This is a genomic window from Streptomyces millisiae (assembly GCF_031845425.1).
GTDB classification, from domain to species: Bacteria; Actinomycetota; Actinomycetes; order Streptomycetales; family Streptomycetaceae; genus Streptomyces; species Streptomyces millisiae.
Window position 1 is genome coordinate 31,256 of sequence record NZ_JAVREM010000050.1, and the last position, 18,561, is coordinate 49,816.

General features: G+C 71.4%; 19 protein-coding genes and 1 pseudogene. 9 read left to right on the top strand and 11 right to left on the bottom strand.

Annotated features, from left to right (window positions below):
- Positions 1-80: 80 nt before the first annotated feature.
- Positions 81-776 carry a TetR/AcrR family transcriptional regulator gene (locus RNC47_RS26715; protein ID WP_311602296.1) on the bottom strand — a complete coding sequence of 232 codons (696 nt, stop codon included), beginning with the start codon at positions 774-776 and terminating at the stop codon, positions 81-83.
- A gap of 102 nt (positions 777-878) precedes the next feature.
- Here RNC47_RS26715 and RNC47_RS26720 point away from each other — a divergent pair, with 102 nt between their 5' ends.
- From RNC47_RS26720 to RNC47_RS26750, 7 genes are all read left to right on the top strand, one after another.
- Positions 879-1,817 carry an NADP-dependent oxidoreductase gene (locus RNC47_RS26720; RefSeq protein WP_311602297.1) on the top strand — a complete coding sequence of 313 codons (939 nt, stop codon included), beginning with the start codon at positions 879-881 and terminating at the stop codon, positions 1,815-1,817.
- Between the two features lie 26 nt (positions 1,818-1,843).
- Positions 1,844-2,524: an SDR family NAD(P)-dependent oxidoreductase gene (locus RNC47_RS26725; protein WP_311602299.1), complete on the top strand. Its 681-nt coding sequence runs from the start codon at positions 1,844-1,846 to the stop codon at positions 2,522-2,524.
- 59 nt (positions 2,525-2,583) lie between these two features.
- On the top strand, positions 2,584-2,955 hold the full coding sequence (locus RNC47_RS26730; RefSeq protein ID WP_311602301.1) for a DoxX family protein: 372 nt from the start codon (positions 2,584-2,586) through the stop codon (positions 2,953-2,955).
- 22 nt (positions 2,956-2,977) lie between these two features.
- Positions 2,978-3,616 (top strand): NAD(P)-dependent oxidoreductase, encoded by a 639-nt coding sequence (locus RNC47_RS26735; protein WP_311602302.1) that lies wholly within the window; start codon positions 2,978-2,980, stop codon positions 3,614-3,616.
- 56 nt (positions 3,617-3,672) lie between these two features.
- Complete coding sequence (locus RNC47_RS26740) at positions 3,673-4,725, top strand: LLM class flavin-dependent oxidoreductase (RefSeq protein ID WP_311602303.1); 1,053 nt, start codon at positions 3,673-3,675, stop codon at positions 4,723-4,725.
- A gap of 102 nt (positions 4,726-4,827) precedes the next feature.
- Positions 4,828-5,712 (top strand): dioxygenase family protein, encoded by an 885-nt coding sequence (locus RNC47_RS26745; RefSeq protein ID WP_311602305.1) that lies wholly within the window; start codon positions 4,828-4,830, stop codon positions 5,710-5,712.
- On the top strand, positions 5,709-6,143 hold the full coding sequence (locus tag RNC47_RS26750) for a nuclear transport factor 2 family protein (protein ID WP_311602307.1): 435 nt from the start codon (positions 5,709-5,711) through the stop codon (positions 6,141-6,143). Before RNC47_RS26745 ends, RNC47_RS26750 begins: the two co-directional genes overlap by 4 nt.
- 117 nt (positions 6,144-6,260) lie before the next feature.
- Here the strand turns inward: RNC47_RS26750 and RNC47_RS26755 are convergent, their stop codons facing one another.
- Positions 6,261-6,854: a TetR/AcrR family transcriptional regulator gene (locus tag RNC47_RS26755; RefSeq protein ID WP_311602309.1), complete on the bottom strand. Its 594-nt coding sequence runs from the start codon at positions 6,852-6,854 to the stop codon at positions 6,261-6,263.
- A 116-nt stretch (positions 6,855-6,970) separates the two neighbouring features.
- Between RNC47_RS26755 and RNC47_RS26760 the strand changes: the two genes are divergently transcribed.
- On the top strand, positions 6,971-9,454 hold the full coding sequence (locus RNC47_RS26760; RefSeq protein WP_311602311.1) for an alpha-L-rhamnosidase-related protein: 2,484 nt from the start codon (positions 6,971-6,973) through the stop codon (positions 9,452-9,454).
- Between the two features lie 113 nt (positions 9,455-9,567).
- On the opposite strand, the gene RNC47_RS26765 is transcribed toward RNC47_RS26760, so the two are convergent.
- From RNC47_RS26765 to RNC47_RS26790, 6 genes are read right to left on the bottom strand one after another with little or no spacing between them, the layout of a single operon-like run.
- On the bottom strand, positions 9,568-10,440 hold the full coding sequence (locus RNC47_RS26765; RefSeq protein ID WP_311602312.1) for a 3-keto-disaccharide hydrolase: 873 nt from the start codon (positions 10,438-10,440) through the stop codon (positions 9,568-9,570).
- The gene (locus tag RNC47_RS26770; RefSeq protein WP_311602313.1) at positions 10,437-11,615 is read right to left on the bottom strand and encodes a Gfo/Idh/MocA family protein; all 1,179 of its coding nucleotides are present in this window, start codon (positions 11,613-11,615) and stop codon (positions 10,437-10,439) included. Before RNC47_RS26770 ends, RNC47_RS26765 begins: the two co-directional genes overlap by 4 nt.
- A 20-nt stretch (positions 11,616-11,635) precedes the next feature.
- Complete coding sequence (locus tag RNC47_RS26775) at positions 11,636-12,538, bottom strand: sugar phosphate isomerase/epimerase family protein (RefSeq protein ID WP_311602314.1); 903 nt, start codon at positions 12,536-12,538, stop codon at positions 11,636-11,638.
- 17 nt (positions 12,539-12,555) lie between these two features.
- Entirely contained in the window at positions 12,556-13,473 is a 918-nt protein-coding gene (locus tag RNC47_RS26780) for a TolB family protein (protein WP_311602316.1), read from the bottom strand.
- Complete coding sequence (locus tag RNC47_RS26785; RefSeq protein ID WP_311602318.1) at positions 13,470-13,940, bottom strand: heme-degrading domain-containing protein; 471 nt, start codon at positions 13,938-13,940, stop codon at positions 13,470-13,472. Before RNC47_RS26785 ends, RNC47_RS26780 begins: the two co-directional genes overlap by 4 nt.
- Positions 13,941-13,966: 26 nt before the next feature.
- Positions 13,967-15,004 (bottom strand): Gfo/Idh/MocA family protein, encoded by a 1,038-nt coding sequence (locus tag RNC47_RS26790; protein WP_311602320.1) that lies wholly within the window; start codon positions 15,002-15,004, stop codon positions 13,967-13,969.
- 134 nt (positions 15,005-15,138) lie between these two features.
- Here RNC47_RS26790 and RNC47_RS26795 point away from each other — a divergent pair, with 134 nt between their 5' ends.
- On the top strand, positions 15,139-16,401 hold the full coding sequence (locus tag RNC47_RS26795; RefSeq protein ID WP_311602321.1) for an MFS transporter: 1,263 nt from the start codon (positions 15,139-15,141) through the stop codon (positions 16,399-16,401).
- 45 nt (positions 16,402-16,446) lie between these two features.
- On the opposite strand, the gene RNC47_RS26800 is transcribed toward RNC47_RS26795, so the two are convergent.
- The 3 genes and pseudogenes from RNC47_RS26800 to RNC47_RS26810 form a co-directional block, all read right to left on the bottom strand.
- Complete coding sequence (locus RNC47_RS26800) at positions 16,447-17,499, bottom strand: LacI family DNA-binding transcriptional regulator (protein ID WP_311602322.1); 1,053 nt, start codon at positions 17,497-17,499, stop codon at positions 16,447-16,449.
- 388 nt (positions 17,500-17,887) lie between these two features.
- Positions 17,888-18,157 carry an RraA family protein gene (locus RNC47_RS26805; RefSeq protein WP_311602323.1) on the bottom strand — a complete coding sequence of 90 codons (270 nt, stop codon included), beginning with the start codon at positions 18,155-18,157 and terminating at the stop codon, positions 17,888-17,890.
- Positions 18,158-18,429: 272 nt separating this feature from the next.
- Positions 18,430-18,561: pseudogene (locus tag RNC47_RS26810) on the bottom strand (IS481 family transposase); the annotation flags it as partial.

Below are 18,561 nucleotides of genomic sequence, written 5' to 3' on the forward strand. Positions count from 1 at the left end.
ACGACGCGGCGCGGCCCCGCGAACGACAACGGTCTCTCGGCACGACGCCGCGCGCCGGGTTCACGAGGAGACCCGTCCCATCAGGTGGCGTGGGGGCCGGGGTGGGTGATGCGGACCATGGCACGGTAGAGGGCGGCCGGCGGTGGAACGTCGGGCATGGGCGGGATCGGCGCACCGGGTGCGGCGTAGGAGCGGAGCATGTGGGCGACGAGGCGGCGCCAGGCGTCGGGGGCGGCGTCGCCGGTGGCGTTGATGACGCCGGCGTTGGCCATGAGCAGGATCGGAAGGTCGCGGTCGGTGAAGTCGTCGCGTAGATGACCGGTCGCCTTGGCACGGGCGATGACTTCGAGGAATCCGTCGTAGGCCTCGGCGCGGCGGGCTTCCAGGGCCTTGGCGGCGGGGAAAGTCATGGTCAGGACGTCCGCGAAGCCGCGGTCGGCGGCCTGCATGGCGCACACGGCGTGGACGTAGCCGACGAATCCGCGCCAGGGATCGGGGTCGGCCAGGGCGTCGGTGACGGCGGCGGCGTAGCCGTTCATACGGTCGGCGAAGACGGCGTTGATGAGCTCGTCCCGGGTGGCGAAGCGGCGGGAGAGGGTGGCTTTGCCGACGCCGGCCTCGCGGGCCACGGAGGCCATCGAGACGCCGAGACCCTCCGTGGCGAACAGGCGGCGGGCGGCGGCCAGGATGCGGTCGCGGTTGCGTTCGGCATCCGCGCGCAGCCCCGTTCCGGACTGCTGGTCCGAGGCGCCCTCGGGGGCTGCGGAGAAAGTCATGACCCCATCCTACCTATCTGGAACAGGCGGCCCACTTTTGTTGTTACGCTGGGCGGCAGTGGAATCGGGAAGGCCGTTCCACTTATGGGAAGGTGTGTGGTCATGCTTGCTGTCACGCTGCATGAGGTTCCTTCGGCCCTGGCCGTGACCGAGGTCGAGACCCCCCGGCCGGAGGCCGGCGAGGTGCTGGTGAGGGTGGTCGGCTCGTCGGTGAACGGCTTCGACGCCGCCACGGCGGCCGGCTATCTGAAGGGGATGATGGAGCACCGGTTCCCGCTGGTGGTCGGCAAGGACTTCGCCGGCATCGTCGAGGAGCTCGGCGAGGGCGTGGACGGCTTCGCCGTCGGTGACGCCGTCTTCGGCGTGGTGATGAAGCCGTATCTCGGCACCGGTTCGCTGGCCGAGTACGTCACCGTGCCCGCCGCCCACGGTGTCGCCGCGATCCCCGAGGGCCTGGCGGCGCCGAACGCCGGCGCGCTCGGCCTGGCCGGGACCGCCGCCTGGGACAGCCTGGCGGCCGTAGCCCTCGCCGAGGGCGAGACGGTGCTGGTCTCCGGGGCTACCGGCGGAGTCGGCGCGCTGGCAGTCCAGCTCGCGGCCGCCCGCGGCGCCCGCGTCATCGCCACCGCCCGCCCGGGCGCCGAGGTCGACTTCGTCACCGCCCTGACCGGGACGAAAGTCGACGTGGTCGACTACACCGGCGATCTCGCCGCCCGGGTCGGCGTCCTCGCCCCGGAGGGCGTGGACGTGGTGCTGCACCTGGCGGGCGACGGCGTCCAGCTCGCCGGCCTGCTGCGGCCCGGCGGACGGATCGCCTCCCCCCTCGGCCTGACCCCCGACGCGGTCGAAGACCCGGGCGTCACCGTCCACCCGATCATGGCCGACCCGAACGCCCGGACGCTGTCCACGCTGGCCGAACAGGCGGCCTCCGGCGCGCTCCGCATACCCGTCACCGCCACCTACCCGCTGGAGCGGGCCCCGGAGGCGTTCGCCGCCTTCGGCACCGGCGCACTCGGCAAGCTCGCCATCACCTGCTCCTGAACGCCACTACTCGGAAGAGCCGCATCATGCCCACCATCGCCATCGTCGGCGCCGGCCCCGGTATGGGTCTGGCCATCGCCCGTGTCTTCGGCAGCAGCGGCTTCGACGTCGCCCTGATCGCCCGCACCAGGCAGAAGCTCGACGCCCTCGTCGACCAGCTCGGCGCCGAGGGCATCACCGCCGCCGCGTTCCCCGCCGACGTCCTGGACCGTCCCTCCCTGACCGCCGGCCTGAACGCCGCCGCTGACCACTTCGGCGGCATCGACGTGCTGGAGTACTCCCCGGCCTCACACGCACCCGGGCCCGGCCTCACCATCGCCACCCCCTCCGAGACGACGGCGGAGAACCTGCGGCCGTACCTCGAGTACGTCTTCTACGGCGCCGTCACCGCCGCCCGTGCCGTGCTCCCCGCGATGCGCGAGGCGGACGCCGGCACCCTCCTGTTCACCTCCGGCGGCGGCTCGGTGGACCCCGTCCCGATGCTGGGCAACGTCAACCCTGCCGGCGCGGCCCTGCGCAACTGGGTCATCAACCTAAACAAGGAACTGGCCGGCAGCGGCGTCCACGCCGCCCACGTAGCGATCAACGTCTGGATCGGCGATGAGGGCCCCGAGGGCTTTCCCACCGCCACATCCGAGGAGATCGCCCCCCTCTACTGGGACCTGCATCGGCGCCGCGACCGGGCCGAGGCCGTCTTCGACGCCTGACCGGCCGGTGCGTCCCACGCCAGGGCCCCGGCCCACCTCGTTACCGAAGGACTCCTACCGTGAACGTCTTCCTGTGGATCGTGCAGGCCGTGCTGGCTGCCATGTTCGCCATGGCCGGTGTCATGAAGTCCACCCAGCCCAAGGAGAAGCTGGTCGACAGCCTGCCCTGGGTGGCCGACTTCTCCCAGACGATCGTCCGTTTCATCGGCGTCGTGGAGCTGGCCGCCGCCCTCGGGCTGATCCTGCCCGCGGCCACCGGCATCGCCCCCGTCCTGACCCCGCTGGCGGCGACCGGCCTGGTCGTGGTGATGGTCCTGGCCGCGATCACCCACGCCCGCCGCAAGGAGCCCGGCGCGATCGCCTTCAACGCCGTCCTGCTCGTCCTGGCCGCCCTGGTCGCCTGGGGCCGCTTCGGCCCCTACAGCTTCTGACCCCGTCCCCAAGGACCCCGTCATGCGTGTCACCGTCTTCGGCGGGACCGGCGCCATCGGCCGCCTCGTCGTCCAGCGGCTTCTGGACGACGGCTACCAGGTCACCGCCCTGGTCCGTACGCCCGCGAAGCTCGCCCTCACCCACCCTCGCCTCACGGTCATCACCGGCCAGCTGTCCGACGCCGCCGCCGTCGGGGAGGCGGTGGCCGGCGCGGACGCGGTGATCAGCGCTCTCGGCCCGTCCCTGAAACGGTCCGCGACCGGCACCCCGCTCACCGAAGGGACGCGGATCGTCGTCGAGGCGATGGAGGCGCGGAAGGTGACCCGCTTCGTCGGCCTGGCCACGCCCTCGCTGGCCGACCCGCGCGACAAGCCGCACTGGAAGCACCGGGTCCTGCCCGTCATGGCCGGGCTGCTGTTCCCCAACGCGCTGGCCGACCTCAAGGGCATGACCCGGGCCGTCACCGACTCCGGCCTCGACTACACCCTCGCCCGCATCACCAACCCGACGAACAGGCCCGCCGCTGGCCGCGTCCGCGCCGGCTTCCTCGGCCACGACCGGGTCGGCTCCGCGATGAGCCGCGCCGACATCGCCGCCTTCCTCGTCTCGCAGCTCACCGACACCCGCTACCGGCGAGCCATGCCCGCCATCAGCAACTGACCCGCCCCTGACGGCGCCGGCGTCGACCGGAGCCACCCACTCAGGAGGAGTCCGCCGTGGAGATCGGCATCCTGTCCCTGTCCGACCTGCAGACCGACCCCGCCAGGGGCACCCTCCACGACCCCGCCCGCCGCACCCGCGAGATCGTCTCCTACGCGATCGCCGCCGACCAGGCCGGCCTCGACGTCTTCGGCCTCGGCGAGCACCACAGCCCCGACTTCTCCGTGGCCAACCCGGCCGTCCCGCTGGCCGCCATCGCCCAGGCCACCACCCGCATCCGCCTCACCAGTGCCGTCTCCGTCCTGTCCACCCTCGACCCGGTCCGTCTCCACCAGGACTTCGCCTCCCTGGACCATCTCAGCGACGGCCGCGCCGAGATCATCGCCGGACGCAGCGCCTTCCTCGAAGCCTTCACCCTCTTCGGCATCGACCCCGCCCACTACGACACCGTCTTCGCCGAGAAACTCGACCTCCTGCTGGCCATCCGCGACCACGAGCGCGTCACCTGGTCCGGCCGCCACCGCCCCGCCCTCGACGACCTCCCCGTGCCGCCCCGCCCCCAGCAGGAGAAGCTGCCGTTGTGGCTCGGGGTGGGCGGCACGCTCTCCAGCGTCGAACGCGCCGCCCGACTCGGCCTCCCCATGGTCCTCGGCCTCATCGGCGGCGACATCCGACGCGCCCGCCAGCTCACCGAGCACTACCGCGCCCTGGGCCAGGCCGTCGGATATGCCACCGACGTCCTTCGCCTCGGCGTCACCAGCCACTTCCACGTCGGCAAGACCTCGCAGAGCGCCCGCGAGGAGCTCTACCCCTACTACCGCGAGTACCTGCGGCCGAAGACACCCGGCGGGCGCGGCTGGCTCGTCGGCCCCGACGAGTACCGGGCCCTGTCTAGCCCCTTCGGCGCGCTGATGGCCGGCAGCCCCCAGGAGATCGTCGACAAGCTCCTCACCGAACGCGAACTCCTGGGCATCGACCGGTTCATGGGGCAGGTCGACTTCGGCGGCATGCCTGCCCCCATGGTCCACGGCTCCATCGAACTCCTCGCCACCGAGGTCGCCCCCGCCATCCGCGAGGAACTCGGCCCACCGACAGGACCCGCGGCATGACCGACGGCACCGGCTTATCCATCCGCGCCCCGCCGCTCCGCTCCCGCCCCGACCGACTGATCCCCGACACCGCGAGCAGCACCCTTCGAGGAGTAGACCGGCATGACCACCATCGATCCGTCCCACGTCGACCCGGCACTGATCAACCCCCGCGCGGTGCGTCTGGTCGAGGCGTTCAAGGACGCCCTGGCCCGCCTGCGCGACGAGGAGGGACTGACCTTCGACGACCTCAACGCCGTCACCGACCTGCTGCAGAAGATGCAGACGGCCACCGGCGCCCCCCTGGCGTTGATCGCCATGCCCCTGTACAGCGAACTCTTCCAGGGCGGCCGCGACGGCTACACCCCCTCCGACGATGTCAACAGCCCCACCTACCTCCCCGACTCCCCACGCGTCGACAACCCCGGCACCCTGCCCATGCGGCCCGACGAACCCGGAACCCCGCTGATCGTCTCCGGCCGCGTCCTCGACGGCCACGGCCGACCCCTCACGGGCGCCAAGCTGGACATCTACCACGCCGCCAACAACGGCAACTACTCCGGTCTCTACGACGATGGCGTGCCCAAGTACAACCTGCGTGGCCACCAGTTCACCGACGCCGAAGGCCGCTACACCTTCACCACCATCACCCCCGTCGCCTACGCCGACCCCCACGTCACGGCCGTCGACGGAGTCCCCGAGGCCGCCGCGGCCCTCGGACGCAGCCTCTACCGCCCGGCCCACATCCACTACGAGGTCCACCACCCCGACCTCCTCACCCCCTGGCGCGGCGAGATCTACTTCAGGGGAGACCCCGTCATCCCCGTCGACTTCGTCGGCCCCAAGCTCGCCCACCCTGCCCTGCAGGCCGACACCCGCCTGCACGAGGACCCCGAGGACATCGCCGCACACGGCTTCCAGGGCCCATACCGGACCATGGACTTCGACTTCGTCCTCAAGACCCGCACCAGCCCCGACAACGCCGCACCCAAGGAGCAGGCGGCGTGACCCCCGAGGAGGCCACGGCCTGGTCGCTGACCCGGCTCAACACGGCCTTCTTCCACCACTACGACCGCCGCGAGTACGACGCCCTCCTCGCGTTCTTCGCCCCCGACGCCGTATACGAGGTAAGAGGACGCACGCTGCGCGGCCACACCGAGATCCGGGGCCTGCTCAACACCCGCCCCGGGCCCGAGCAGACCATCCGGCACCTGCTGACCAACCAGCACTTCCACACCTTCGGGGACACCACCGCCCAGGGCACCATCACCCTGATCGCCTACGGCGGACCCACCCCCACCGGCGAAGGACCCGCCCGCTACCAGGCGGCGAACGCCGGCCACCTCGTCGAACTCGTCGACCACTACCGACTCGACGACGCACACTGGAGGATCGCCCACCGCACAGTCGACATGATCCTCGCCCCAGCCACCACCTGATCACGCCCACGGTGTCGGCGACGGGAACGGCCACCGCATCTCCCGTCGCCGACACCCCACCGACCACCGATGCCGGGAGCGCGAGGGCGAGGTCCGTGCGTCAGGCGTGCCGGCCTCCTATGGCGTGCGGGAGGCGAGGGCTCGGAGCATGGACAGGAGTGTCCGCGCGCACCGTTCCGGGTCGACGTCGGGGTCGATCAGCCACTGGGCCTCGACGCCTTCGACGGCCCCGAGGATCACTGCGGCGAGCGCGTCGGGGTCGGTGTCGGGAGGGAGTTCGCCCCGATCGATCGAACGGCGGATCGCGTTGGCGGACCTGGTGCGCAGCGCCCTGTGTCGCTTCGCGGTCCACTCGTGCGCGGGGTGGTCGGGGTGGGACGCCTCGCTCGTGAGGGCGTGGGCGAGCTGGACGAGGACGCGGTCGTCGAGGATGCGGCGCACGGTCTCCGGCATCCCGTCCAGGAACTCCGAGAACCCTTCTTCCTGGTCTCCCGGGTCGCCGTAGGTGTGCAGGCGCTCGTCCCGCCGGTCGAGCAGGGCCAGCAGCAGGGCCTCCTTGCTCGGGAAGTGGTGGAGCACTCCTGCCCGGGTGTACCCGGAGCGCTTGGCCACCTCGTTGAGGGAGCCGCCACGGTAGCCCCGCTCCGCGAACACCTGTTCGGCGATGTCGAGTATGCGCTGCTGGGGGTCTGGCTGTCCGCTGGTCCGCACACCGCACAGACTCTCACGGCGGGATCTCGAACGAGAGACCTACCGACATGTTGGTAGGTCTGCTTTAGTGGTGTGCCCCGCGCTTGCCCGTGCCGCCGAGGAGAGGGCCGAGAACGATGAGCACCGACGCATTCCCCCGCACCCCCCGGCCCGGACGGGTCGCCCGCTGGGCCGGGCACTGGATCGCGGCCGAACCACCGCCGGTCCCCGAGGACCCCAGCGCCATGTCGGGTGGCGGGAGGCACGCCGGCTTCTCCCGGGCGCTGTTCCGGCGCACCGTCGAGCTCGCCGCCGCGCCGACCACGGCGACGATACGGCTGACCGCCGACGCACGGTATGTGCTCTGGGTCAACGGCACCGAGATCGGGCGTGGGCCGGCGCGGTCCCAGCCGTACCGGCTGCGCTACGACGAGTACGACATCACGGCCGCGCTCACCGAGGGCGTGAACGTCGTCGCGGTGGTCGTGACCTACTACGGCGAGGCCACGTCGTGGTGGATGCCGGCGGCCGGCGGTTCCGCCCTCGGTCAGGACGCGGCACTCGTCGCGGAGTGCGTCGTCGACGACGAGCTGCTCGTGACCGACGACTCCTGGCGCTCGATCCGGTCGACGGCGTGGACGCTGCCGTCGGACCGCGAGATCGGCCTCCCCCTGGAGATCTTCGACGCGCGACAGCTCGACGCGGGCTGGAACCTGGTGGGTTTCGACGACTCGACGTGGCCGCGCGCGAGCGTCGTCGCCACCACGCACACCGGTGCCCAGGGCCGCACCCGGCCGCCGGCCTACCCGTACGGGCCGCTCCTGCCGCGCGGCATCTCCCACCTGGGCGGCGACATCGTCACGGCGCGGCTCGCCGCCGGCGCGGTCCATCCGTTGCCCGCGTGGGCGTCCGACAGTCCCGTCGCCAGGGCACGCCAGGTGCTCGCGACGCCCGCGCGTGAACCGGTCGACGCCGAACTGCCCGTGCCGTGGCCCGGGGACGCGGACGGCGCGCTGCATCTCGCCTTCGACTTCGGCCGGATCGTGGCCGGCATCGTCAGCCTTGACATCGCGGCCGCCCCGGGCACGCACGTCGAGCTCTATTACCGGGAAAGGCCGTACGATCCCGCGGCGGACGCGTCGTTCACCGACCCGGTCACCGGCGCCCGCTACATCGCGCGCGGGGACGACGAGGGTTTCCACGCGATGGAGATCAACGGGTTCCGGCACGCGCACGTCATCGTGCACGGCGGAGCGGCCACCGTGCGCGGGCTCAGGGTGCGCGAACACCTCTACCCCCGCACCGGCGAGGCGTACTTCACGTGCGACGACGAACAGCTCGTCGCGCTCTACCGCGCGGCGGTGCGCACCGTCGAGGTCAACTCCACGGACGCCTACACGGACTGCCCGACGCGCGAGCAGCGAGCCTGGGTGGGCGACGCCGTCGTGCACCAACTGGTCGACCTGACCACCAACACCGACTGGGGACTCGCCCGCAACTACGTCGCGCTCAGCGACTCGCCCCGCCCCGACGGCATCCTGCCGATGAGCGTGGTCGGCGAGATCGAGAGCGGCGGCGGGCTCACGATCGGCGACTGGTCGCTCAGCTGGATCCACGGCCTGCACAACCTCTACCGGTACGAGGGCGACGAGGAGTTCCTTCGCGCGCACCTCTCCACCGCCGAGGGCGTCCTCCGGTGGTTCGCCCGCTCACTCGACGAACACGGCACGCTCAGCGACGTGCCCGAGTGGAACCTCGTCGACTGGGCGAGCCTCTTCCTGAACGGCCGCAGCTCCATCCTGACCGCCCTGTGGGCCCGCGGGCTCCGCGAGTTCGCCGAGATCGCCGACGCGCTGGGCGACCACGGCCGCGCCCGGTGGGCCCGAGGGCTCCACGAGCGGGCGCGCGAGGGCTTCGAGGACTTCTGGGACGCGCGACGCGGCCTCTACATCGACCACATCGTGGACGGCGAGCCGCGCCTGCCCGCCTCGCAGGCCGCCGGCGCGGCCGCGATCGTCTCAGGGCTCGCCCCCCGCGAACGGTGGTCGGCGATCGCCCGCGCGATCACCGATCCCGAGCGGCTCGTCGTCCGCTCGTGGATCGGCCGCGAGGACGGCTCCTACGACCTGGAGCGGATGACGGAGCAGACCCTCCGCCCGCTGTCGGCCGACTGGGACGTCGAATCCCAGATCGTCATCGCCCAGCCCTTCTTCAGCCATGTCACGCACGACGCGGTCGCGCTCGCCGGCCACGCCGACCGGCTCCCCGAACTCCTCCGCAGGTGGGCCGCGTTCCTCACCGACGGATACGACACCTTCGGCGAGTGCTGGGGATGGGGAACGCCCGCACACGGCTGGAGCGCCACCCCCGCGCGGGACCTCGTCGCCCACGTCCTCGGCATCCAACCGGGCTCACCCGGCTTCCGCACCGCACGGATCGCCCCACGCCCCGGAAACCTCCGCCGTCTCGCGGGCGCGGTGCCGTCACCGTCCGGCCCCGTCGAGGTGAGGATCGACGGCCGCGACGTCGAGGTGCGCAGCCCGGTCGAGGTGGAGTTCGTCCACCCCGACGGAACCACACAAACCCTTCCCCCGGGGGACCACGCGCTGCGACTCCGCTGAACCGAAGTGTGCTTGTAGGGCGAGGTCGGCACCGTGCCGCGGTGGGAGCCCAGAGTCTCTACCGCGGCGCCGCATCCGGTGCCGGCCCGCGCCGGCCGGGCTTTCCCTCGTCTTCAGGCGTTGGACGCCGTGGTCAGGTCCTTGATGCGGATGTTCCGCCAGCGGCACTGCGCTCCCGTGCCCCAGCGGGCTTCGCCGAACAGGGCGTCGTTGTCGTGGACTTCGAACGCGATGTGGCCTCGCGGGCCGAGGGTGTCGAGTACCGCCCGTGGGTCGTAGTTGGGCGAGTCGAGGGTGGCGGTGTCGAGTTCGGCGATCTTCAGTCCGTTCACCCAGGTCGTGATGGTGGGCAGGGGGCCGACGCAGCGGATCCGCAGTTCGTTCCACTGGCCCCACCGCCACACCCGCAGGAAGTCCTGCACGCCGGCGGCGTAGCTGAGGCGGGCGATCTTCTCCGGGGTGACGGGTTCCGCGGAGGTGGCGGGGTCGTCGGCGGCCAGGCCGATCGGCGTCCCGTGCTCGTCCTTGACCGACACGACGGCGAAGGGCACCGCCGAGAAGCTCGCGAGGCCGTTGCCGAAGAACCCGCCGATGCCGCCGGACTCGCGGTGGTCGAGCAGCACCTGGAAGCCCTCCCAGGTGTCGGGCCTGCGGCGGAGCATGATTCCGGTGTCGGCGGGCCAGTCGGGTCGTGCCTCGACGACGAGTTCGAAGTCGCCGAAGGTCTGGTCGCTGACGAGGTAGCCGCCGTAGCCCGGCGTCTCCTGTTCGCCGACGATGTGGCCGTCCTCCACTCGCCACACGGCGGGGTGTTTCTCCGGCTCGACCGGCGGTTCGATGCCGAGTTCGGCGAAGATCTCGGCGACGTCGGGGCCGCCCGGATACACGGTGCCGTAGACCCGAGGGACCGGATGCCAACCGTCGAGGCTCAGCCCGTCGAACAGGTCCTCGAACCCCTCATCGTCGAACGTCTCGATCTCGCTCATCGCGGAACCTCCTCTTCCGTCGGGCGGGCGTGCGGCATGACGCCTTCCCCGCCACCCGCGGGGCCGATCGTCGTCCAGGCGCCGGACGCGGCGCTGCGCAGCAGCGCGTCGACGATCTCGACGGATCGCAGCCCGTCGTCGACCGTCGGCAGTCCCTCGCGCTCCTCGCCGCGCACGGCGGCGTAGGTGTCGGCGCAGAACGCGGCGAACGCGTCGGGCCACCCCTGCGGGTGCCCCGGCGGCACACGGTTGAGCCGGGCCTGGTCGACCGCGGCGTCCCCCTCGCCCCGCCGGAGGACGGTGGCGCCGTGCTCGGTTCCGAACCACACGGACTCGGGCTGCTCCTGGTCGAACACGGCCGACTTCAGCGATCCGTCGAGTTCCAGCCAGAGCCGGTTCTTCCGGCCGGCGGAGACCTGGGAGACGACGGTGTTGGCGAGCACGCCCCGCTCGGTGCGGAACGTCGCCACCGCGATGTCCTCGGTCGCCACGGGCACGCGGTCACCGCGGGCGTCGCCGCTGAAGGATGGTCCCGACGCGGCGGGCCTGGTGGGGTAGGCGATCGAGGTGCTGGCGCAGACGGCGGCGAACCGCTCGCCCGAGACGAACTCGGCCAGGTCCGCCCAGTGCGAACCGATGTCCGCGAACGCGCGCGAGGCGCCGCCGGTTCTCGGGTCGACGCGCCAGGTCGAGGCGCCCGGTGAGAGCAGCCAGTCCTGGAGGTAGGAGCCGTGCACGAGCAGCGTCTCGCCCAACTCGCCGGACCGCCGGCGCTCGCGGATCTCCCGCACCAGTGGGTGGTATCGGTACACGTACGGCACCGTCGCGACCGTGCCGGCCGCCCGGACGGCCGCCGCCAGCTCGCGGGCGTCGGCCAGGTCGGTGGCGACGGGCTTCTCGACGACCAGGTGCATGCGTGCGTCCACCACGGCGCGCGCGTAGTCGACGTGCGTGTCGTTGGGGGTGCAAACATGCACGACATCCGGCCGCGCCGCCAGCAACTCGGCCAGGTCGGGATACCCGGTCGGGACGCCCCACCGCGCCGCGGCCTCCCGCGACCTCTCGGGACGGGAGCCGAGCACGCCGATCACCGTGGCGCCGGCGTCGCGGGCGGCGCGCAGATGGGCCGCCGCGATCATGCCGGTGCCGATGATCGCCACCCGCGGCGTTCCCACGCCGGCCGTCACCCCGGCCGTCACGAGGCGCCCCCGGTCCTCGCCGTGAAGTACGGGTGGTCCCGCAGGAACGCCAGCGAGGCGGCACTGCTCTCGGTGGGGGTCGGGAGGTTCGGCACGTCCACCTCGATGACGAACCAGCCGTTGAACCCCGCTGGCAGCGCGGCGAGGACCGCGTCGAAGTCGATCGCGCCGCGCCCCGGCTCGATCCACACCCTCGACCTCCCGGTCGCGGTCGCGTAGTCCTCGTCGCGCTCCCGTGCGGCCTCCGCCGCGGCGGCGTCGACGTCCTTGAGATGGACGTTCAACACCCGGTCGGCGTAGTCGCCGACGAGCTTCTCCGGCACCATGCCGGCCCACCGCAGGTGGCCGGTGTCGGGGCCGAACCACAACGCACTGCCGGCGGTGGCGTCCAGCACGTCACGTACCTCACGCTCGATCTCCACCGCGGTGCCGACGTGCGGGTGCAGCCCATACCGCACGCCCTCGGCGGCGGCCGCCTCCGCCGCGGCAGCGAGCCCCTCGGCCACCACGAGCGTCCGATCCATGTCGTGTCCCGTACCGACGGCTGGCCGCGCCATCCGCTCGGGCAACAGGTCAGCGGCGATGAAGGCACTGTCCACGCCGAGTTCGAGGTGGGCCCGCGCGTGCCGTCTGATCGCCTCGACGGCGTCGTCGTGGCGGGCGCGCTCGTGGAACGGCGCGGAGAAGTACCCGGGTGCCGGCGCGAGCGCGTGGTCCGCGAGCAGCGCGCCGTACTCGGCCGGGGACATCTCGGGCGGCAGCTCGATCGTCAGATGCGTGAAGCCGACCTCGGCGAGCGCGGCCATCGCCTCGTCCAGGACGGCGCGGTCCAGCCGGTAGCCGCCGTCGCCGAGGATCCACGGCAGGGGGTTGATCGCCGTGCGGTGTTTCAGGGTCATCGCGGTCTCCTTCTCGGTCACTCGGCGACCAGCTCGCTCCGCTGGTCGAAGGGGTAGTCGACGAAGGCGAACGCCGACCCGTCGGGCGCCCAGCTCGGCACGTTGATCGTGCCCTGCCCACCGTGGAGGGCGACCAGCGTGGTGGGCTCCCGCCAGGCGCCGACCGTCACCAGCCGCAGTTCGACGGGCAGGTCCGCCGGGTGCCCGGTCGTGCCCGGCGGGTAGCTGAGGTAGACGGCGACATCGCCGGTCGGCGCGACGTGCGGGAACCAGTTCACGCGCTCGTCGAAGGTGAGCTGTTCGAGTTCCGTCCCGTCCGGCCGGATCCGGGCGAGCTGGGCGTGGCCCGGCGTGTCGGAGAACTGCTCGGTGTTGAAGACGATCCACTCGCCGTCCGGCGTCCACGCGCACCCGTCCGCCGGTCCCGGATCCGTGGTGACGGCGACATCGTCCTCTCCGTCGAGGCCGACGGTGTGGATGGTGGCCGACGCCCACCAGTTGTCGCCCTCCGGATCGAGGCGGACATAGCCGAGACGCCGTCCGTCGGGGCTTATGCCGTGCAGGAAGTGCATCCCGCCGTCGTCGGCGGTGACGCGGCGGGCGAGGCCTCCGTCGAGCGGGACCTCCCAGATGTGCCAGTCGTTGGCCGACGCGAACACCGTCGCCCCGTCGGGGGCGAGGACATGGTCGTTGTTGACGGCGGGCAGCCCCGCCGTGGGGATCTCCCGGGGCGGGCCAGAACCGTCGGCCGGGAGCAGCCAGAGCCTGCCGTCCCCGTTGACCAGCAACTGGCCGTCGGGGGTCCAGTTCGGCGCCTCGTAGAGGCGGTCAGGTGTCTCGAACACCGTGTGCGCCGTCCCGGTGGCGCGGTCCCAGACGCGGATGCGAGCCAACTGACCGACCGCCAGCCGCCGGAAGGGCCCCTGCCCGCTCACTTGTTGTCCCCTTCGGCCAGAAAGGCGCGAACGCCCGCCACGATCAGCTCGTGGTCCTCCAGCGAGGCCAGCCCCGAGGCGGTGGCGGCCGCGACGACACCGACGCCCCGCACCCGGATCGGGAAGGACCCACCGGTCACCGCGTACTCGGCGCCCAGCCACCCACTCGCGACCGGGTCGACGCCCGCGGCGGACAGTCGAGCGTCCACCAGCGCGCTGCTGGCTTCCATGCGCAGGACGACCGCGGCCTTCCGCGCGATCCACGTCTCCTGGTCGGGGGTGATACCCGGTAGGGCGGCGCGGAACAGGACCAGTCCTGGTCGGCGGATGTCGATGCCGACCCGGTGGCCGGCCTCCTGAGCGAGCGTGGTGATGCGGGTACCGAGACGCCACGCGTCGTCGTGGTCGAAGGCGTCGAACACCAGCTCCCGCTCCTGGCGTTCCAGCGTGGCGATGAGGTCGGTCACGGAAGGTCCCTCCGAGTGGCGGGTGGTCAGAACGCGGCGAGCTGCGCTCGCGCCTGGTCGATGGTGGCGAGGATCGACACGGTCTCCTCCAGCGTGTGCACCGGGGACTCGGTGCGGCCCTCGCCGACGAACCGGGCCAGCGCCGTGGCCTCCCACGACAGCCCGTCGAATCGCCGCAACCCCGTCGGATCGCTCCAGGTGAGCACCGGCCCTGACGGGTCGTCGCTCGGGGCGAGGGTGAAGGATGTCGGCGTGTAGAAGGCGCCGTCGACGGTGATCGTCGCCTCGGACCCGGCGATCACGGCGGTCGTCGGGGTGCGCGTGAGGATCGACGAGTACAGCGTCGACTGCGCGCCGTCCCCGTGGCTGAGTACCAGCGTCGAGTACGCGTCCACGCCCGTCTCGGTCATGCCGCCCACGGCGACGACGCGGGTCGGCGCGCCGAGCACCATCGAGGAGAACTGCGCCGGATAGATGCCCAGATCCAGCAGCGCCCCGCCGCCGAGCTCGGGCCGGTGGAGGCGGTGCCCGGGGTCCGCCGTGATGGCCTGCCCGTGGTCGGCGAACACGGCACGCACCTCCCCGAGCGCGCCGTCCGCGAGAAGCCGACGGATCACTGACGCCTGGGGCAGGTAGCGGCTCCACATCGCCTCCATCACCAGCACCCCTGCCGAGCGGGCCGCGTCGGCCAACTTCCGTGCTTCGGCGGCGGTCACCGTGATCGGCTTCTCGATCAGCACGTGCTTGCCCGCCGCGATCGCCGCCAGCCCGATGTCGAGGTGCTCGCTCTGTGGCGTCGCGACGTAGACGACGTCGACCTCCGGGTGGGTCACCAACTGCTCGGTGGTGCCGAGGGCGTGCTCGATGCCGTGACCGGTGGCGAACCTCTCCGCCCGTGCGCGTGAGCGGGAGGAGACGGCCACGACCCGCTGCGCGGTGTGGGAGCGCAACGCGCTCGCGAACTCGCCCGCGATCCACCCCGGTCCGACGATGCCCCACCGGAGCGAGGGTTCTCCCGTGCCAGGCAGGTAGAGCTCGGGTTCCGGCAGTCGAGAAGGCGGCATGTCGTCGCTCCCGTTCAACTCATTGTCGAGACAGTTGGCACGAGCTAAAGTCTGGCCAGCGCCCACCTTAGCACGAGCTAAATCACCGGCTCGAGGTGCTGTTGGGCGTTCGCACACGACTCAAGGAGGCGTCGATGTCGACAGAATCTCCGGCCCGCCCGCATGCGACCCCGGCTCCCCCGCGGCCCGTACGGACCTCGTACATCACCGCCCTGGGGGTGGCACAGTTCGGGATCTTCGTGGCGATCCTCTCGCCGGTGTTCGTAAGCATGCAGCTCAAGGCGGAGGAACTGAATCCCGACGACCCCGCGGCTGTCATCGGGATCGTGCTACCCATCGGCGCCATCGGCGCCCTGATCGGGAACCCGCTCTTCGGAGCGTTGAGCGACGCGACGCGGACGCGCTGGGGGCGCCGCAAGCCCTGGCTCCTCGGCGGCATCGTGGCACTGCTCGCCGGCCTGGCCGCGATCGCCGCGAGCACGAACGTCCTCACGCTGACCATCGCCTGGCTGTTCTGCCAACTCGGGTCGAACGCCGCGTTCGCCGCACTGATCGCGAGCTTCGCCGACAACGTCCCCGAGGCACAGCGTGCCCGCGTGTCGAGCGCCATCGCCGTGGCGCAGAACGTCTCGGTCCTCGCCGGCACCTACGGCGCGGTCCTGCTTGTCGACAACCTACCCGTCCTGTTCATCGCACCCGGCGTGCTGGGCGTCGCCTGCGTCATCGGCTACGTACTCGTCACCCCCGACCGCCTCCCGGAGACGCCGGCCAAGCCGCTGGCCCTGCCCCAGATCCTCGGCGCCTTCTGGACGAACCCGGTCGCCCATCCGGACTTCGCCCTCGTCTGGTTGTCAAGGTTCTGCCTGATATTCGCGAACTTCATGTTCACCACCTACCGGCTGCTCTACATGCAGGACCACATCGGCCTCGGCGAGAACGACGCAGTCGCCGCGGTCGCCAACGGCGTGCTCTTCTACACGATCGCCCTGTTGGTTGGCACCGCGCTCGCCGGCTGGCTGTCCGACCGGCTCCGCCGCCGCAAGATCTTCGTCGCCGGCTCCACCCTCCTGTTCGGCATCGGCCTTGTCATCCTCGCCTTCACCGACAGCATGACCACGTTCTACCTCGCCGAGATCATCATGGGCTTCGCCTACGGGATCTACTCAGCCGTCGACACCGCGCTGGTCGTCGACGTTCTGCCGGACCCGGAGAAGCCGGGCAAGGACCTCGGGGTCTTCAACATCGCGAGTTCCCTGCCCCAATCCCTGGCCCCGGCCCTGGGGCTCCTGCTGCTGGGCTTCGGCGGCGGCGACAACTACCCCGTACTGCTCTGGGGCGCTGGCGTCATCGCCGCCATCGGGGCCGCTGCCATCGTCCCCATCCGCGGCGTCCGTTGACCCCTGGCGATCGCCAGGGCCGGGGCGCCACGGCGTGCCAGCGCGTCACGGCCCGGTCCTGACGGATCCGGTCGACTCACGTACCACGAGTTCGGTCCGCGTCGCGGTCACCCGGCGGGGCCTCTCGTCCCGCTCGATCCTCTCCAGTGCCGACGTCAGGGTCGCCTCGACGGTGGCCTCGACATCCTGCCGAACGGACGTCAGCCTGTGGTAGGACAGCGACGCCAGGTAGCTGTCGTCGAACCCGATCACCGAGATCTCCTCGGGCACCCGCACATCCGCCCGCGCGAACACCGCCAGCACGCCGACGGCACACTGGTCGCCACAGCACACCACGGCGGTGGGACGCTCGCCGCGCCCAAGGAGTTGGCGAGCCGCACCGGCGCCCCCCTCTTCCGAGAAGTCGCTGGAGAGCACCTCGATCCGATCCGCCAGGTCGAACTCGGCCATCGCGGCACGGTAGGCGTCGGCACGGTCCCGGCCTACGTTCCCACCGAGCCCACCGACGTAGACGATGTCGCGGTGCCCGAGCCCGACAAGGTGCTCGATCGCGAGATGAAGGCCCTCGACCTCGTCCACGTGGACGTTGTCCACCTCCGGCGTCCGCACCCACTCCCCCAGCCACACCACGGGGACCAGATCGCACGCCGCCGCCAGGGCGTTCGACGTCGGATCGGGGTTGAAGGCGACCAGCGCCTCCACCCGTTCCTCCATCAGCTGGGAGACGACGACGTCCGTCGGCCGCTCGACGGTGGTGGGGCCGAGTGCCACGCCGAAGCCCCGCTCCGCGGCTCGGACGAACAGCCGCTCCACGAAGCGCACCTGGAAGGGGTTACGCATCTCGAACACGGCGCCGATAAGCCGCGTGCGGTTCTGACGCAGCAGGCGCGCCGACGCGTTCGGCCGATAGCCGAGTTCGCTCGCCGCCGCGAGGATGCGCTCCTTCGACTCCGCGCTCGGGCCGGGAACATCCCGCATCACCAGCGACACCAGCTGACGGGACACCCCGACGTGGTCGGCGATGTCCTGCATCGTCGGCAGTCGGCCGGGCTTCCTGCCGCCCCTTCGCGCCCGCGCGTCTCCCACGTCGGTCGTCATGCACTCAGTCTCGCACGCGCTACCAGCGATGACGTGGGACCCCGCAGCCAGTCCAGGTGGCAAGTACAGGCTCACGAGTCGCGCGCCGCACAGGTGGTCCGAGTACTCGGTACTGGGACCGACGACCTTCAGAAGGTGGGAGATCTCCTCGTCCGGGTGCCTCGGGATCGCGGCCCCGTCTCATCGCGAATATCCGCGAAGTGCTCGCACACGCCCTCGATCGACAGGGTCGTTGCCGTAACCCCGGGTCCCGCCGACGAAGAACCGCGCGCGACCGACCACCGCCGCAGTGTACGTCTCGCCGGAGACGGGGCAGTCCTCGTGAGCAAGGAAGGCCACGGGCGGGCGGGGCGCCGAGTAGCGATGGTCCTGCTCGGCGCCCCGGTGCTCAGGCCCGCTTGAGGCGTTTGTCGAGGGCATCTGCGGTGAGGGCGTAGGGGTGCGGCTCGACGTCGAAGGCGGACTCCGTGCTCACGTTGCGCGGGATGCCGAGGCGGTCGAAGAGCAGCGCGCGGGCGCGCTTGTCGCTCTCGGATTCCTGGTTAGCGTAGGTGAGCACGTCGTCGATGAGTTCCTCGGGCACGATGATGGCGCCGTCGCCGTCGGCGACGACCAGGTCGTCGGGTCGGACGAGCTGTCCGCCGATCTCGACGGGCATGCTGTGGCCGCCCCACTCGACCCGCCCCTGGTCGTCCGCTATAACGGATAGACCGCAACCGCTCGCGCGTTCTTTGTCACTGGCTCCGTCCACCCTCGCGTCCGAAGGCTGCCAGCCCTGCGCCCCTTTGACGGTCAAATCCTGCTGAAGACAGGACGGAATTTACGGTTTCTGGCACCATGTCCACGCCATCGAATAATCGGCGCAGGCGGCAGGCCTCGCCGACAGCGCCGGGCATTCTGGATTCGGGGGCGGCGGAAACGGTGGGCGGCCTAGGTGTATTGACTCGCGGCGTTGTTAACGCGGGTGATCGGGGGTTGGCCTTCGAGTGCGGTGTGGCAGCGATGGTAGTTGTAGGTGTGGAGGTAGTCGTTGAGGGCGGCGGTTCGTTCGCTGTTGCTGCC